The organism is Candidatus Pantoea multigeneris (genome assembly GCF_011752615.1).
Lineage (GTDB): Bacteria > Pseudomonadota > Gammaproteobacteria > Enterobacterales > Enterobacteriaceae > Pantoea > Pantoea multigeneris.
This window is the reverse complement of record NZ_VWXF01000016.1, coordinates 26,202-42,306: the sequence shown is the minus strand read 5'-3', so window position 1 is coordinate 42,306 and position 16,105 is coordinate 26,202. Positions and strand designations below refer to the sequence as shown.

15 protein-coding genes are annotated in these 16,105 nt (G+C 54.2%); 12 read left to right on the top strand and 3 right to left on the bottom strand.

Annotation, left to right across the window (positions count from 1 at the left end; all coding sequences use genetic code 11):
• Positions 1-14 precede the first annotated feature (14 nt).
• The gene (hemD, locus tag F3J40_RS23495; protein WP_167018485.1) at positions 15-755 is read right to left on the bottom strand and encodes a uroporphyrinogen-III synthase; all 741 of its coding nucleotides are present in this window, start codon (positions 753-755) and stop codon (positions 15-17) included.
• Positions 752-1,693, bottom strand: a complete 942-nt coding sequence (hemC, locus tag F3J40_RS23490) for a hydroxymethylbilane synthase (RefSeq protein ID WP_017345656.1) — start codon at positions 1,691-1,693, stop codon at positions 752-754. The genes hemD and hemC overlap by 4 nt, the downstream gene beginning before the upstream one ends.
• A 308-nt stretch (positions 1,694-2,001) precedes the next feature.
• Between hemC and F3J40_RS23485 the strand changes: the two genes are divergently transcribed.
• The 10 genes from F3J40_RS23485 to F3J40_RS23445 all read left to right on the top strand — a co-directional run bounded on the left by F3J40_RS23485 (position 2,002) and on the right by F3J40_RS23445 (position 12,712).
• On the top strand, positions 2,002-4,560 hold the full coding sequence (locus F3J40_RS23485; RefSeq protein ID WP_167018484.1) for a class I adenylate cyclase: 2,559 nt from the start codon (positions 2,002-2,004) through the stop codon (positions 4,558-4,560).
• Positions 4,561-4,659: 99 nt separating this feature from the next.
• Positions 4,660-4,845 (top strand): LPS translocon maturation chaperone LptM, encoded by a 186-nt coding sequence (gene lptM / locus F3J40_RS23480; protein ID WP_167018483.1) that lies wholly within the window; start codon positions 4,660-4,662, stop codon positions 4,843-4,845.
• 30 nt (positions 4,846-4,875) lie between these two features.
• On the top strand, positions 4,876-5,700 hold the full coding sequence (gene dapF / locus F3J40_RS23475) for a diaminopimelate epimerase (RefSeq protein ID WP_026042366.1): 825 nt from the start codon (positions 4,876-4,878) through the stop codon (positions 5,698-5,700).
• The gene (locus F3J40_RS23470) at positions 5,697-6,401 is read left to right on the top strand and encodes a DUF484 domain-containing protein (RefSeq protein WP_017345660.1); all 705 of its coding nucleotides are present in this window, start codon (positions 5,697-5,699) and stop codon (positions 6,399-6,401) included. Before dapF ends, F3J40_RS23470 begins: the two co-directional genes overlap by 4 nt.
• Positions 6,398-7,303, top strand: coding sequence for a tyrosine recombinase XerC (gene xerC, locus F3J40_RS23465; RefSeq protein ID WP_017345661.1), 906 nt, complete (start codon positions 6,398-6,400; stop codon positions 7,301-7,303). The genes F3J40_RS23470 and xerC overlap by 4 nt, the downstream gene beginning before the upstream one ends.
• A complete protein-coding gene (gene yigB / locus F3J40_RS23460; RefSeq protein WP_017345662.1) occupies positions 7,300-8,028 on the top strand; it encodes a 5-amino-6-(5-phospho-D-ribitylamino)uracil phosphatase YigB in 729 nt (242 codons plus the stop codon). The genes xerC and yigB overlap by 4 nt, the downstream gene beginning before the upstream one ends.
• 101 nt (positions 8,029-8,129) lie before the next feature.
• On the top strand, positions 8,130-10,292 hold the full coding sequence (gene uvrD, locus F3J40_RS23455; RefSeq protein WP_017345663.1) for a DNA helicase II: 2,163 nt from the start codon (positions 8,130-8,132) through the stop codon (positions 10,290-10,292).
• 76 nt (positions 10,293-10,368) lie between these two features.
• On the top strand, positions 10,369-10,425 hold the full coding sequence (gene ysgD / locus F3J40_RS25255) for a YsgD/CorL family protein (RefSeq protein ID WP_369410970.1): 57 nt from the start codon (positions 10,369-10,371) through the stop codon (positions 10,423-10,425).
• Positions 10,426-10,600: 175 nt separating this feature from the next.
• A complete protein-coding gene (gene corA / locus F3J40_RS23450) occupies positions 10,601-11,554 on the top strand; it encodes a magnesium/cobalt transporter CorA (protein ID WP_017345664.1) in 954 nt (317 codons plus the stop codon).
• A gap of 96 nt (positions 11,555-11,650) precedes the next feature.
• On the top strand, positions 11,651-12,712 hold the full coding sequence (locus F3J40_RS23445; protein ID WP_167018482.1) for an AbrB family transcriptional regulator: 1,062 nt from the start codon (positions 11,651-11,653) through the stop codon (positions 12,710-12,712).
• Here the strand turns inward: F3J40_RS23445 and F3J40_RS23440 are convergent.
• Positions 12,709-13,164 carry a thioesterase family protein gene (locus F3J40_RS23440; protein ID WP_370659879.1) on the bottom strand — a complete coding sequence of 152 codons (456 nt, stop codon included), beginning with the start codon at positions 13,162-13,164 and terminating at the stop codon, positions 12,709-12,711. The genes F3J40_RS23445 and F3J40_RS23440 overlap by 4 nt on opposite strands.
• 196 nt (positions 13,165-13,360) lie before the next feature.
• Between F3J40_RS23440 and pldA the strand changes: the two genes are divergently transcribed.
• The gene (pldA, locus tag F3J40_RS23435; RefSeq protein ID WP_167018481.1) at positions 13,361-14,239 is read left to right on the top strand and encodes a phospholipase A; all 879 of its coding nucleotides are present in this window, start codon (positions 13,361-13,363) and stop codon (positions 14,237-14,239) included.
• 24 nt (positions 14,240-14,263) lie between these two features.
• Positions 14,264-16,093 (top strand): ATP-dependent DNA helicase RecQ, encoded by a 1,830-nt coding sequence (recQ, locus tag F3J40_RS23430; protein WP_167018480.1) that lies wholly within the window; start codon positions 14,264-14,266, stop codon positions 16,091-16,093.
• Positions 16,094-16,105: the final 12 nt, after the last annotated feature.

Genomic DNA, 16,105 nt, shown 5'->3' with positions numbered 1-16,105 from the left:
TCCCATTGTTAAGTTCAGCGTAACGCGCGCAGCAGCGCATCGTTATCGGCACCATCGGCTACCGTAATATTCTGCCAGCCCAAACCGGCTGCCAGCGTAGCCAAACGTTCACTGACGACCAGTAGCCGACAGTGTAATAACCATTCCTCACGGTCAACGGTGGGGAACAGTGAATACAGCTGTTGTAACATTTCGCCGCTGCTCACGACCAGAGTATCAATACCCCGGTTACGCCAGCGGTGGCCTTCAAATGCACCGTCATACTGCTTTGCCCGACGTTGGTAACACTCAATAAAGCTGACATTAGCCCCCCGTTCGCGCAGGGTATCTGCAATCAGGGTTCTGCCACCGTTGCCCCGTAGCAGTAAAGCCCGCTTACCGGCTACGTTGTGCAAGCGGCCAAGTCGCACCAGCTCTTCACTGGTCTCTTCTGCCTGAGGGTATTCAACCGGTAAATTACTGACGGTGTGGAATGCCAGAGCGGTGCTGCGCCCAATGGCATAATAGTCGGGAATGGTCGGCCATGCCGCCCCGGCGTGCTGCATTGCGGGGTGGGCATGAAAGATAACCTGCTGTGAAAGCAAGAAAACCAGATCGCCTGGCTTTAGCGCTTGTAGCTGTTGTGCTAAATGGGGGAGATCGCCGCCCGGTGCGAATTCAATCAGCGGCAGTGACCACGCCAGTTTACCCGCCGCTTGCAGACGGGTAACCAGTTGGCTGGCAGCCGGCTCTGGGCGGGTCACCAGAATGGTCATGCAGGCGGTTGCCCTTGATAGACCTCGCGCAGGATCTCGCGTGCACCATTATTTAGCAGCTCTTCCGCCAGTGAGATGCCCATCTGCTCAGCCTGCTGGCGTGTGCCGCGACGTTCACCACTGATCATCTTGCTACCATCCGGAGAGCCAACCAGCCCGCGCAGCCACAGTTCTTCACCATGCAATTCTGCGAAGCTGCCAATCGGCACCTGACATCCGCCTTCGAGACGGGTATTCATGGCACGTTCCGCACGGACGCAGACCGCGGTGTCTTCATGATTCAGCGCCTGAAGCAGATTAATCAGCTCGGCATCATCCAGACGGCACTCAATGCCGACGGCACCCTGGCCCACAGCGGGCAAAGAGATATCACTTGGAAGTGCCTGACGAATGCGTGCTTCTAAGCCGAGGCGGATCAATCCGGCAGAGGCCAGAATAATGGCATCATATTCGCCCGCATCGAGTTTCCCCAGACGCGTTCCTACGTTACCACGCAGCGAACGAATAATAAGGTCCGGGCGACGTGCGCTCAACTGGCACTGACGACGCAGGCTGGAGGTACCCACCACTGCGCCTTGCGGCAGCTCGTCAATGGAAGCGTACTGATTAGAAACAAAGGCATCACGTGGATCTTCACGCTGGCAGATCGTGACTAAGCCCAGTCCTTCCGGGAATTCGACGGGAACGTCTTTCATGGAGTGCACGGCTAAATCGGCACGTCCTTCCAGCATTGCCACCTCAAGCTCTTTGACAAACAGGCCTTTGCCACCGACTTTAGCCAGTGGTGTATCCAGGATCACATCCCCTTTGGTGACCATTGGCACCAGTTCAACGCGCAGCCCCGGCCAGGCGGCCATCAGGCGCTGTTGGACATATTGTGCTTGCCACAGCGCAAGAGGACTTTGCCTTGTAGCAATTCTGAAAATTTTGTCTAACATTCTGTTAACCATTTTGATCGTTCATCGATTATCCTATCATCGATAGGGGAATGCTGTCAGTTTCAAAGGACTGAAATGGGTCTGACCCTCGATTCCTTTTGGTAGATTAAGGTGGCTGAAGGGGTTAGTCTGAAAAGCACGGAATGCCAGACAGAACGTGCTAAAATGTTAAGTAGCGCAACTTTCTTTACGGTCAATCTCTCAAGTGTTAGATTGATCACGTTTTCATCAGCCGCATAATTTAACTACACCAAGGCTGAGAATGAAAACACGGTGCTTACACAATCCGGACAATCAGGCGAAACGTCTTGTACCTCTACATTGAGACACTGAAACAGAGACTGGATGCAATCAACCAGCTGCGCGTAGACCGCGCACTGGCTGCTATGGGGCCTGCTTTCCGGCACGTCTTCACTCTGCTGCCAACCCTGTTACATCATCATCATCCGTTAATGCCGGGCTACCTCGAAGGTAGTGTTCCCCATGGCATCAGCTTCTATACGCCCGATGAAAATCAGCAGCAGCTTCTGGCTGAGCTCATCGATGGCGACGATCTGCACGTTGTTCCCCCTGCCAAGGGCGAAATGCCGATTACCGGCATTTACTCCATGGGCAGTACCTCATCCGTGGGGCAAAACAGTGTCTCTGACCTCGATATCTGGGTCTGCCACCAGTCATGGCTGGATAACGAAGAGCGCATGAACCTGCGGCGTAAATGTACGCTGCTGGAAAAATGGTGCCTGTCGTTGGGCATGGAAGTCAGCTTCTTCCTGATCGATGAGAACCGCTTCCGCCACAATGAAAGTGGTAGCCTTGGTGGAGAAGATTGCGGATCAACCCAACATATCCTGCTGTTAGATGAATTCTACCGTACGGCAGTGCGTATGGCGGGTAAGCGTATTCTGTGGAACATGGTGCCGAATGAAGAGGAGCACCACTACGATGACTACGTCATGTCATTGTATGCACAGGGTGTGTTAACACCGAACGAATGGCTGGATTTAGGCGGGCTGGGCACGCTCTCCGCAGAAGAGTATTTCGGTGCCAGCCTGTGGCAGCTGTATAAAAGCATTGATTCACCGTACAAAGCGGTGTTGAAAACCTTGCTGCTGGAAGCGTACAGCTGGGAATACCCCAACACCCAACTGTTGGCGATGGACATTAAACAGCGCCTGCACGATGGCGAAATTGTCTCGTTCGGTCTCGATCCTTATTGCATGATGCTGGAACGCGTGACGCGCTATCTCACCAGCATTGATGATCAACCGCGCCTCGATCTGATTCGCCGCTGTTTCTATCTTAAAGTGTGCGAAAAGCTTTCCCATGAACAGCACCACGACCGCACCGCATGGCGGCGTGAAATCCTCGCCCAGTTGGTTAAATCCTGGGGTTGGGATAGCGAAAAGCTGGCGATTCTCGATAATCGCGCCGAGTGGAAAATCGAACGGGTACGCGAAGCGCACAATGAGCTGCTCGATGCGATGATGCAGAGCTATCGCAATCTGATCCGTTTTGCCCGTCGCAACAATTTAAGCGTCAGCGCTAGCCCGCAGGATATTGGCGTGCTGACGCGTAAACTGTACGCCGCATTCGAAGCGCTGCCCGGCAAGGTCACGCTGGTGAATCCACAGATATCGCCTGACCTGTCAGAGCCGAATCTGACCTTTATTCATGTCCCTGCTGGACGAGCAAATCGTGCTGGCTGGTATCTGTATAATCAGGCACCGGATATGGATTCCATCATTAGCCATCAGCCGCTGGAATATAACCGTTACCTCAACAAACTGGTGGCCTGGGCCTGGTTCAATGGCCTGCTGACGGACAAAACCCGTTTGCACATCAAAGGCAACGAGGTATGCGATTTGGCGCGCTTGCAGGAGTTGGTGCACGATGTCTCGCATCACTTCCCGCTGCGAGTGCCTGCGCCAACGCCAAAAGCGCTGTATAGCCCATGTGAAATCCGGCACTTATCGATTATCGTCAATCTTGAATATGATCCGACGGCGGCTTTCCGCAATCAGGTGGTGCATTTTGATTTCCGCAAGCTGGATGTGTTTAGCTTCGGTCAACAACAGCAATGCCTGATTGGCAGTATCGACCTGCTGTATCGCAACTCGTGGAATGAGGTGCGTACGCTGCATTTCAGCGGTGAGCAGGCGATGATTGAGGCGTTAAAAACCATTCTGGGCAAGATGCATCAGGATGCTGCGCCACCGGATACCGTTGAAGTGTTCTGCTACAGCCAGCACCTACGCGGATTAATTCGTACTCGTGTACAGCAACTGGTGTCTGAGTGCGTTGAACTGCGTCTCTCCAGTACTCGTCAGGAACCAGGACGCTTTAAAGCCTTACGCGTGGCTGGCGAAACCTGGGGCCTGTTCTTTGAACGGATGAGCGTCTCGGTGCAAAAGTTGGAAAATGCCGTGGAGTTCTATGGCGCCATCTCCAATAACAAGCTGCATGGGCTGTCGATAAAAGTCGAATCCAATCAAACGCCGCTGCCGCCGGTGGTTAACGGCTATGCCAGTGAAGGGATCATCCAGTTCTTCTTCGAAGATACCAGTGACGATCGCGGTTTCAATATCTACATCCTTGATGAAGCCAATCGGGTTGAGGTCTATCACCATTGTGAAGGCAGCAAAGAAGAGCTGGTGCGTGACGTCAGTCGCTTCTACTCCTCTTCGCACGATCGTTTCACCTATGGCTCCAGCTTCATTAACTTCAATCTTCCGCAGTTCTATCAAATTGTGCAGGTTGCAGAGCGTTATCAGGTGATTCCGTTCCGCAGCCAGACGCTGACCCAACTTTGCGCCGCTCAGCCCGAAAAAGAGCAGGCAGATTTTCTGCCACGTTTTCAGATGCACTGAGTTGTGCGCCACTCGCTGAAATCAGGGGGAATTCCTGTTGCTTTTCCGGGTTCAACTGCGATGATAAGCAGCAGGTTAAGGACAAAAAGAGCAATCAGCATGAAGAGAGTAGTTAGCCTGTTGGGTATGGCGCTAGCGCTAGCGAGCCTGGTCGGTTGTGGACTGAAAGGGCCGCTTTACTTCCCCACTGAACAAACGGATCAGCACAACAAAGCGGTAGCCCACACCCCCGACCAAACGGTAAACGATATGGTCGGCGGCAAGTCTGGCGTTCAGGCGAAGTAATCAGTAATGGTATACCCGGCGGAGCAGAAAATGCAGTTCTCGAAAATGCACGGCCTCGGTAACGACTTCATGGTCGTCGATGCGGTGACGCAAAACGTCTTTTTTTCACCCGAATTGATTCGTCGCCTTTCCGATCGGCATCTGGGCGTCGGGTTTGATCAGCTGTTAATCGTAGAACCGCCTTACGATCCGGAACTCGATTTTCACTACCGTATTTTCAACGCTGATGGCAGCGAAGTGGCGCAGTGTGGTAACGGTGCCCGTTGTTTCGCTCGCTTTGTGCGTCTGAAAGGGCTGACCAACAAAAACGATATTCGCGTAAGTACCCAAACGGGCCGCATGGTGCTCAGCGTCACGAAAGATGAGCTGGTGCGGGTCAATATGGGGGAACCGAACTTTGAACCGCAACAGGTGCCTTTCCGCGCCAATAAAGCGGAAAACCTCTATCTGCTGCGCGTTGCGGAACAAACGGTGATGTTCGGAGCCGTGTCGATGGGCAATCCACACTGCGTGATTCAGGTGGATAGCGTCGCGACGGCGGCGGTGGAAACCCTTGGCCCGGTGCTGGAAAGCCATGAGCGCTTCCCGGAACGCGTCAACGTGGGCTTTATGGAAGTGGTGAATCCTGAACACATCCGTCTGCGCGTCTATGAACGTGGAGCCGGAGAAACCCAGGCCTGTGGCAGCGGTGCGTGTGCAGCTGTGGCCTGTGGTATCCAACAAGGATTGCTGGCGAGCAAAGTACAGGTGGATCTCCCTGGCGGTACTTTGCACATCGCCTGGAATGGCACGGGACAGCCGCTGTATATGACAGGGCCCGCCACTCACGTTTATGACGGATTTATTCATCTATGAAAAATGTAGAAGAACAGGCGGAGAGCGCATTACTGCTAAACGACAGCGCCGTAAGTGATTTTTTACGGCAAAATCCTGACTTCTTCATTCGTAATGCCCGTCAGGTTGAGCAGATGATGGTGCCGCATCCGGTGCGCGGCAGCGTTTCACTGGTGGAATGGCATATGGCGCGCCAGCGTAATCATATTCAGCGCCTGGAAGAAGAGATTACCCTGCTGATGGAGCAAGCCACCGCTAACCATCAGCTGTTTGAACGGTTACTGATTTTGCAAGGCCACCTGGCATCGGCGGACTCCCTGCAGGATATGCTAAACCGCTTGCAGCGCTGGGCGCGAGAGCTGGGTCTGGCGGGTGCCAACATTCGTCTGTTCAATGAACAATGGGCGCTGGGGGCACCGTCTGACTTTGTGCAGCTTGGGCTATCACGCCAGGCATTTGAACCCCTGCGCATCCAACGCTTTGGTCAACAGCAGCACTATCTTGGGCCACTGAACGGCCCGGAACTGCTGCTGTTGCTGCCGCAGGCAAAGGCGGTGGGTTCGGTCGCAATGTCCTTACTCGGCCAGGAAGGCGATCTGGGCGTGTTGATATTTAGCAGCCGCGATAATCATCATTACCAGCCGGGTATGGGGACGATGTTGCTGCAGCATCTCGCGCATATGTTACCAGAACTGCTGTCACGCTGGATTACTCGTCTATGAGTGCGCCATTGCAGGAGGCAGTTGAAGGCTTTCTGCGCTACATCAAAGTAGAGCGGCAGCTCAGCCCGCTAACGCACAGCAATTATGCCCGGCAGCTAGCGGTGCTGACGCAAATGGCAGAAGAGATGCAGCTGACTGAGTGGCAGCAACTTGATTTAGTGCATGTCCGCAGTATGGTGGCGCGCAGCCGCCGGGCGGGATTACAACCTTCCAGCCTGGCCTTACGGCTGTCAGCACTCCGAAGCTTTCTTGACTGGCAGGTTAACCAGGGCTTGTTAAGTGCCAATCCGGCACGCGGCGTCAGCACCCCTCGCAGTGCGCGGCATCTGCCAAAAAATATGGATGTCGACGAAGTTAACCAACTGTTGGAGATCGACGCTACCGATCCTCTGGCTGTGCGCGATCGCACGATGCTGGAAGTGATGTATGGCGGTGGTCTACGTCTTTCTGAACTGGTTAATATCGACTGCCGCCATCTGGATCTCGATGTAGGTGAAGTCTGGGTGACGGGAAAAGGCAGTAAAGATCGCCGGGTGCCGATAGGTAAAACCGCAGTGCACTGGGTCGAACAGTGGCTTTCCCATCGCGCATTGCTGGCTGCCGAAGATGATGCGTTGTTCCTCTCCAGCCGAGGTAAACGTATTTCACTGCGCAATGTGCAGAAGCGTTTTGCCGAGTGGGGGATCAAACAGGGCGTCAGTAGCCACGTGCATCCGCATAAGCTACGTCACTCTTTTGCTACCCATGTACTCGAATCCAGTGGTGATTTGCGCGCCGTGCAGGAACTGCTGGGTCACGCCAGTCTCTCTACCACACAAATTTATACCCATCTCGATTTCCAGCATCTGGCATCGGTCTATGACAATGCTCATCCCCGGGCTAAACGAGGCAAAAAAGAATGAAGTTTTACCGCGCGTTGCGTCCTATCAAAGCCATGACTTTTGATTTTGACGACACCCTGTATGACAACCTGCCGGTGATTCGTAAAACCACCATTGAATCTCACGCTGCGCTGCAAGCAGCGCATCCGGCATTACGGGATTTTACGCAGCAGCAGTATCAGCAACTGCGTGATACTTTGCTGATTAGCGAGCCCGAAATTTACCACGATGTGACTGAATGGCGGCGTCGTGCCGTTGAGTTAGCGATGCGGAATGTGGGGATGTCCGCCGCAGAAGCCACCGCTGGCGCTGCGGAAGTGATGCGCGTGTTTGCCCACTGGCGGAGCCAGGTAGACATGCCGCAGGAGACACATGACACATTGACGCTGTTAGCCCAGCACATCCCGCTGGTCGCGATCACCAACGGCAATGCGCAGGCGGACAAACTCGGTATTGACCATCATTTTGAATTTGTTTTGCGTGCCGGTCCTGATGGGCGCTCTAAGCCGTGGAATGATATGTTCCATCTTGCCGCGAGCCGACTGAATATCGCTCCCGAGAATATCCTGCATGTGGGTGATGACCTCACCACCGATGTGGCGGGTGCAGTACGCTGTGGCTTACAGGCCTGTTGGATCAACCTGTGTGAAGGCAATCTGATGAAAATCAAAGATGCTCGTCTGCTGCCACATGTGGAAATTTCTCAGCTCTCCTCGCTGACCTCGCTGCTCCCATCTGCTCGCTGAGGCGGGCTTCTGGCCTTATCACCTGTCACTTGCAGTTCGACAGGTGTATAATGGCTGTAAATTTATCCAGTTATTAATGCTCTCTTGTGTGAACGGTGCTTATGGACGTTTCTGATCTGCTTAACGGCTTAAATGATAAACAGCGTGATGCGGTTGCCGCGCCTCGCAGCAACCTGTTGGTGCTGGCGGGTGCAGGCAGTGGTAAAACCCGCGTGCTGGTACATCGTATTGCCTGGCTGTTGTCGGTAGAGAACTGCTCGCCTTATTCGATTATGGCGGTGACGTTTACCAACAAAGCGGCAGCAGAAATGCGCCATCGTATCGATCAACTGATTGGCAGCGGCGGTGGCGGGATGTGGATTGGTACCTTCCACGGCCTTGCTCACCGTCTTCTCCGTGCACACCATCTTGATGCTGGCCTTCCACAGGACTTCCAGATCCTCGACAGCGACGATCAGTTACGCCTGTTAAAGCGGCTGATCAAAGCCATGAACCTCGATGAGAAGCAGTGGCCCGCGCGCCAGGGCATGTGGTACATCAACGGCAAGAAAGATGAAGGGCTGCGACCTAAACACATTGAGAGCTACGGCAATCCCGTTGAGCAGACCTGGCTGAAGATTTATCAGGCCTATCAGGAAGCGTGCGATCGCGCGGGGCTGGTCGATTTTGCGGAGTTGCTGCTGCGTGCTCATGAGCTGTGGCTGAACAAACCGCATATTCTCAATCACTATCGCGAACGCTTTACCAACATCCTGGTGGATGAGTTCCAGGACACCAACAACATTCAGTATGCCTGGATCCGCATGTTAGCGGGCGATAGCGGGAAAGTGATTATCGTTGGCGATGACGACCAGTCCATTTATGGCTGGCGCGGTGCTCAGGTGGAGAACATTCAGCGCTTCCTGAAAGATTTCCCCGGCGCGGAGACTATCCGCCTGGAACAGAACTACCGTTCAACGAAGAATATCCTTCAGGCGGCTAACGTCCTCATCGCTAACAACAACGGTCGTCTCGGGAAAGAGCTCTGGACCGAAGACAGCGCGGGCGAACCGATTTCAATCTACTGCGCCTTTAATGAGCTGGATGAAGCCCGTTTCGTGGTCAATCGCATTAAAGTCTGGCTGGAAAATGGTAATGCGCTCCAGGATTGCGCCATTCTTTATCGCAGCAACGCCCAGTCGCGCGTGCTGGAAGAGGCGCTGATTCAAAGCAATATGCCGTACCGTATTTATGGCGGCATGCGCTTCTTCGAACGCCAGGAAATCAAAGATGCCCTGGCCTATCTGCGCCTGATGGCGAACCGTAACGATGATGCGGCTTATGAGCGCGTGGTCAATACGCCAACGCGCGGTGTTGGCGATCGTACGCTGGATGTAGTACGCCAGACCGCGCGGGAAAAACAGCTGACGCTGTGGCAAGCCACGCGTGAGCTGCTGCGAGACCGCGTACTGGCGGGTCGGGCAGCTTCGGCATTACAGCGCTTCTGCGAGCTGGTGGATTCACTGGCCACAGAGACAGCGGAACTGCCGCTGCACGTGCAGACTGACCGCGTGATTAAAGATTCCGGCCTGTGGCTGATGTACGAACAAGAAAAAGGCGAGAAAGGTCAGGCACGCATTGAAAACCTGGAGGAGTTGGTGACGGCAACCCGCCAGTTCAGCTATCAGGATGAAGATGAAGACCTGATGCCACTCCAGGCATTTCTTTCCCATGCGGCGCTGGAAGCCGGTGAAGGTCAGGCCGACAAATGGCAGGATGCGGTGCAGTTGATGACGCTGCACTCGGCGAAAGGGCTGGAATTCAGCCAGGTCTTCATTGTTGGCATGGAAGAGGGAATGTTCCCTAGCCAGATGTCGCTGGATGAGGGTGGGCGTCTGGAAGAAGAGCGTCGCCTCGCGTATGTGGGTGTTACCCGTGCGATGCAAAAGCTGACGCTGACATATGCCGAAACGCGCCGTCTTTATGGTAAGGAAGTGTATCACCGGCCTTCCCGTTTTATCGCTGAGTTACCTGAAGAGTGTGTGGAAGAAGTGCGGTTGCGTGCCAGCGTTAGCCGCCCGGTTAGCCCCCAGCGCATGGGGGCTCCAGTGACGCAAAACGACAGCGGTTTTGCGCTCGGGCAGCGCGTTCGCCACGCGAAATTTGGCGAAGGCACCATTATCAACCTTGAAGGCAGCGGCGAGCACAGCCGGTTGCAGGTGGCATTTCAGGGGCAGGGTATCAAGTGGTTGGTAGCGGCGTATGCGCGTCTGGAGGCTGTGTAAGCAATAAGCGCCTGACTTGACGACTTTTTCGTCTCAGCGTAACATGCGCCCACTATTATCATGAGAGGACAATGCCTTGGACACGCCCAGTCGATGCTGGCTCAACCCCCTGTTTATCAGGAATAACTTCTAAGGCTACCTCCTAAGCTGGTAGCCTTAGCGGTTATCAGCGACCCTTCTGCACTATCTCGTCGCGTGAGTCAGCACTGATCATGCCCTGCACGTCGTGTTCAGGTATCTGCTGTGCCTGCTAATCGTTAGCAGTGTATCAGCCTCGTCCCCCTTAGTCTGTCATGGGGTGTATTGCTATGCTGAGCGCTTTTAAACTGGATCAAAGTCGCCTTACCCGCCTTGAGCTGGAAGACGAAAACGACAAACTCACTAACTCCATTTGGGTCGATCTGATCGAACCTGAAGAGGCCGAACGTCAGCGCGTACATAACGAGCTGGGTCAGAGCCTTGCGACGCGCCCAGAGCTGGAAGATATCGAAGCATCGGCACGTTTCTTTGAAGATGAAGATGGTTTGCACATCCACTCATTCTTCTTCTATGAAGATGCTGAAGACCACGCGGGCAACGCCACTGTCGCGTTCACCGTGCGTGAAGGGCGGCTCTATACCTTACGTGAGCGTGAACTGCCTGCATTCCGCCTCTACCGTATGCGCGCCCGCAATCAGACGCTGATGGATGGAAATCCATTTGAACTGCTGCTGGACCTGTTTGAAACCAAAATCGAACAGCTGGCGGATGAGATTGAAAACATCTATAGCGCACTGGAAAAACTCAGCCGCGTCATCATGGAAGGCCAGCAGGGCGAAGACTATGACGAAGCGCTGTCGCGCCTGGCGGAGATGGAAGATATCGGCTGGAAAGTACGTCTGTGTCTGATGGATACCCAGCGTGCATTGAACTTCCTGGTGCGTAAAGCGCGCCTGCCGGGTAACCAGTTGGAACAGGCCCGCGAAGTCCTGCGCGATATCGAATCTCTGCTGCCGCACAATGAATCGTTGTTCCAGAAGGTGAACTTCCTGATGCAGGCGGCGATGGGCTTTATCAACATCGAACAGAACCGCATCATCAAAATCTTCTCGGTGGTGTCGGTGGTGTTCCTGCCACCAACGCTGGTGGCTTCCAGCTATGGGATGAACTTCGAGTTGATGCCTGAGCTGAAATGGAGCTTTGGTTATCCCTGGGCCATCGGCTTGATGATCCTGGCGGGTCTGGCCCCTTACCTGTACTTCAAACGACGTAACTGGCTGTAATCAATCGCAGGGGCCGTCTCCGGCCCCTGGAACTGGCACCTTCCGCTGAAACTGCGTACTCTGTTACCTCCCTGTTTTAATAAAATTTGCTGAATCATGGATCATCTCTCTTTGCGGGCTCAGTGGGCTATTCTGCTGATCGCCTCGCTGCTGTTGGGAATGCTGTTGCTGGTTTTTCAGGTACCTGCCGCTCTGCTACTGGGTCCGATGATTGTCGGTGTGGTGATGGGGTTGACCGGTGCCAGGGTGCGTATCGATAAGCGTTTCTTCGTACTGGCTCAGGCCGTTCTTGGCTGTATGATCGCGCAAAGCCTCTCTCCTTCTATCCTCACTCCTTTACTCAACGACTGGCCGGTTGTGGTTGCGGTGCTGATTTTGACGCTCGCTGCCAGTGCGCTGTCCGGCTTTATGCTGGTGCGCTTTAGCCATTTACCAGGCGCTACCGGTGCCTGGGGATCTTCTCCTGGAGGTGCCTCGGCGATGGTTGCGATGGCAGGGGATTTTGGTGCCGATGTGCGGCTGGTTGCTTTTATGCAGTATCTGCGTGTGCTGTTTGTCGCGACGGCTGCCGCGATGGTGGCGCGTATTGGTTTGGGGAACAACGCGCAAAATGCCACGCTGGAGTGGTTTCCCGCACTACACAGCGGACTGCTGCTGACCTTTGTTGTGATGGCCGCTGGCGTATGGCTGGCTCCACGCCTGCGCATTCCTTCAGGCGCACTGTTGTTACCGGCTTTTATCGGGGCCGCCCTTCATAGCAGCGGTGTGGCGACCTTACAGGTCCCGGAGTGGTTGCTGGCGGTGGCTTATTCACTGATTGGCTGGAGTGTTGGGCTGCGCTTTACCCGGCCCGTCTTCTTGCTGGCGCTGCGTACGTTGCCGCAAATGGTGGTCTCGATTATTGGCTTGATGCTGCTGTGCGGTGGGTTGGCTTGGGTGCTGACGAAGGTTCTGCATGTGGACATTATGACCGCCTATCTCGCTACCAGCCCCGGTGGATTGGATACGGTAGCCATTATTGCCGCAGGAAGTCGGGTGGATATAGCCTTTGTCATGGCTATGCAGACGCTCCGTTTGTTCACCATTTTGCTGACTGGCCCGGCGTTAGCGCGTTACCTTTCGCGTTTTGCCCGGCCAGAAACCAGCCAATCGGGTTAACCAATCAGATAAGTGGCGGTCGCCGTGGCAATATAGTCGCCTTGTTGGTTATGCAATTCGACGCGAGCCACCGCCACTTTATTCCCGGCGCGCAGTAGGGTACTGCTGGCAATGAACTTCTCGCCACGCCCAGGGCGCAGATAATCCACACGCATATCAATGGTGCCCATGCGGGAGAGGCGCTGGCGTAGCTCCTCTTCCGTAATGGTCGGCTGACGCGTCAATGCATGGCTAACGCAGACGACGCCAGCCGCCACATCCAGAACCGCCGCAATTACCCCGCCGTGCAAAATATGCTGCGCAGCATTCCCTACCAGCATGTCTTTGTTGTTAAAGCTCAGTTCGGCGAAATCTGCTTCGTGCTTTTCCAGCACCAGCCCCAACGCTTGATTAAACGGCATATGGTAAACAAACATCTCGCCGATATAGCGTCGCGCCTCTTCCTGTGTCATCGGTGTTGCCATTATTTCTGATCCTGAAAGCTTTCGCCGCACATGGCGGTATGTAAATGTGCTGTCTATTTTAAAAGGGCCGCGAGGCGCTTTCCACTTTCGGAACAGCGCCCTGCTCGGGAATGTGGTTTATCGCTAAAATTGCCTTTTACATTTGTTGCGCTTTTTTAATCAGCAGGGCTCTATGGAGAACACTATGCGAATGCATCGCAGTTTGCTGGCAACGGTTTTATTGCTTCCTACTCTGGCACGGGCAGAAGTCGCCACAACCAAAGACGTACACGATCAACCTGAAGTACCCGGCAGTATCATCGCTAACTTGCTGGAAAAGCACGATAATCCCTTTGTACTGTATCCGTATGAGAGCAACTATGTGCTCTATACCTACACCAGTGACATGAACAAAGAAGCGATTTCTTCCTACAACTGGGCTGATAAAGCGAAGAAAGATGAGGTAAAATTCCAGCTCAGTCTGGCGTTTCCACTCTGGCGCGGTATTCTGGGCGACAACTCCGTACTGGCTGCATCGTATACGCAGCAATCCTGGTGGCAGTTGTCGAACCACAAAGAGTCTTCACCGTTCCGTGAAACCAACTACGAACCGCAGCTCTTCCTCGGTTGGGCAACGGATTACTCGCTGGGAGGCTGGACATTACGCGATGTTGAAGTGGGCTTTAACCACCAGTCCAACGGGCGCAGCGATCCCACCTCACGCAGCTGGAACCGCGTTTATGCCCGCCTGATGGCGGAAAACGGCAATTTTCTCGCAGAGATCAAGCCGTGGTATCGCATCCCTGAGAGTGCCAGCAATGACGACAACCCGGATATCACCAAATACATGGGATATTACCGGCTGAAATTTGGTTACCGCGTAGGTGAGAGCATCTTCAGCCTGCAGGGCAATTACAACTGGAACAGTGGATTTGGTGGCGCACAGCTTGGCTGGAGCTACCCGATTTCGCAGCATGTCCGTTTCTACACGCAGTTGTTTAGCGGTTATGGTGAGTCATTAATTGACTACAACCACCGTCAGACGCGCATTGGTGTGGGTGTCATGCTCAACGATCTGTTCTGATGCACAGATAAACACAGGATTACAGTGGCAACATCGGCAGTTATAAATCAGGAAACGCTGGCACAGCAGGTGTTACAAGAAACCTTTGGCTATCAGCAGTTTCGTCCCGGTCAGCAGGAGATTATTCACACTGCGCTGGAAGGACGTGATTGTCTGGTTGTGATGCCGACCGGCGGCGGTAAGTCGCTGTGTTATCAGATCCCAGCGCTGGTGCGCGAAGGGTTGACGCTGGTGGTTTCCCCGCTGATTTCATTGATGAAAGATCAGGTTGATCAGCTGCTGGCGAACGGTGTTGCCGCTGCCTGTCTGAACTCGACATTATCGCGTGAACAACAACAGGCGGTCTATTCCGCCTGCCGTCAGGGGCAGATTAAGCTGCTCTACATTGCCCCTGAACGCCTGATGATGGACAACTTCCTCGATACGCTGGAAGGCTGGCAACCGGCGATGCTGGCCGTGGATGAAGCCCACTGTATTTCGCAATGGGGACATGATTTCCGGCCTGAATATGGCGCGTTGGGTCAGTTACGCCAGCGGTTCCCGGCATTACCGGTAATGGCGCTGACAGCGACGGCGGATGAAACCACCCGTAACGACATTGTCAGCCTGTTGAACATGGATGATCCGCTGATTCAGATCAGCAGCTTCGATCGCCCAAATATTCGCTACACGTTGGTGGAGAAGTTTAAACCCACCGATCAACTGTTGCGCTACGTTCAGGACCAGCGGGGCAAAAGCGGCATTATTTACTGCAATAGCCGGGCGAAGGTTGAAGATATGGCAGCCCGTTTGCAGAGCCGTGGGCTGAGTGTTGGCGCGTACCATGCCGGTATTGACGCGGCGCAGCGTGGTTATGTGCAGGAAGCATTCCAGCGGGATGACCTGCAAATTGTGGTCGCCACCGTGGCGTTTGGTATGGGGATCAACAAGCCGAACGTCCGCTTCGTGGTTCACTTTGATATTCCGCGCAATATTGAATCCTATTATCAGGAGACCGGTCGTGCCGGGCGAGACGGGTTGCCCGCAGAGGCAATGATGCTCTATGACCCGGCAGATATGGCCTGGCTGCGTAAATGTCTCGAAGAGAAACTGCCTGGCCCGTTACAGGACATTGAGCGCCATAAGCTGAACGCCATGGGTGCGTTTGCTGAGGCGCAAACCTGTCGTCGTCTGGTACTGCTTAACTACTTTGGTGAAGGGCGCCAGCAGGCTTGCGGTAACTGCGATATTTGCCTCGATCCCCCTAAGCGTTACGATGGTTTGATGGAGGCGCAGAAGGCGCTATCGACCATCTATCGCGTAGGCCAGCGCTTCGGTATGGGCTATGTGGTTGAAGTTCTGCGAGGTGCGAATAATCAGCGTATCCGCGAGCTGGAGCACGACAAGCTGCCCGTGTATGGCCTTGGTCGCGATCAGAGCCATGAACACTGGGTAAGTGTGCTGCGTCAGTTGATTCACCTTGGGTTCGTTACGCAAAATATTGCCATGCATTCGGCACTACAGCTGACGGAATCGGCGCGTCCGGTACTGCGTGGCGAAGTCCCGTTGATGCTGGCGGTACCCCGGTTGATCACCGCCAAGCTCAAAAGCAGCAGTTCGCCAAAAATCTACGGCGGTAATTACGATCGTAAGCTGTTTGCCAAACTGCGTAAGCTGCGCAAAGCCATTGCCGACGAAGGCAACATTCCCCCTTACGTGGTGTTTAACGATGCCACCCTGATTGAAATGGCCGAACAGATGCCCGTGACCGCCTCAGAGATGCTGGGTGTGAACGGCGTCGGTCAGCGTAAACTGGAGCGCTTCGGTACGCCGTTTTTAGTCATGATCAAAGAACATTTGATAGAAGAAGAGTAGAGGTCGTTCAGC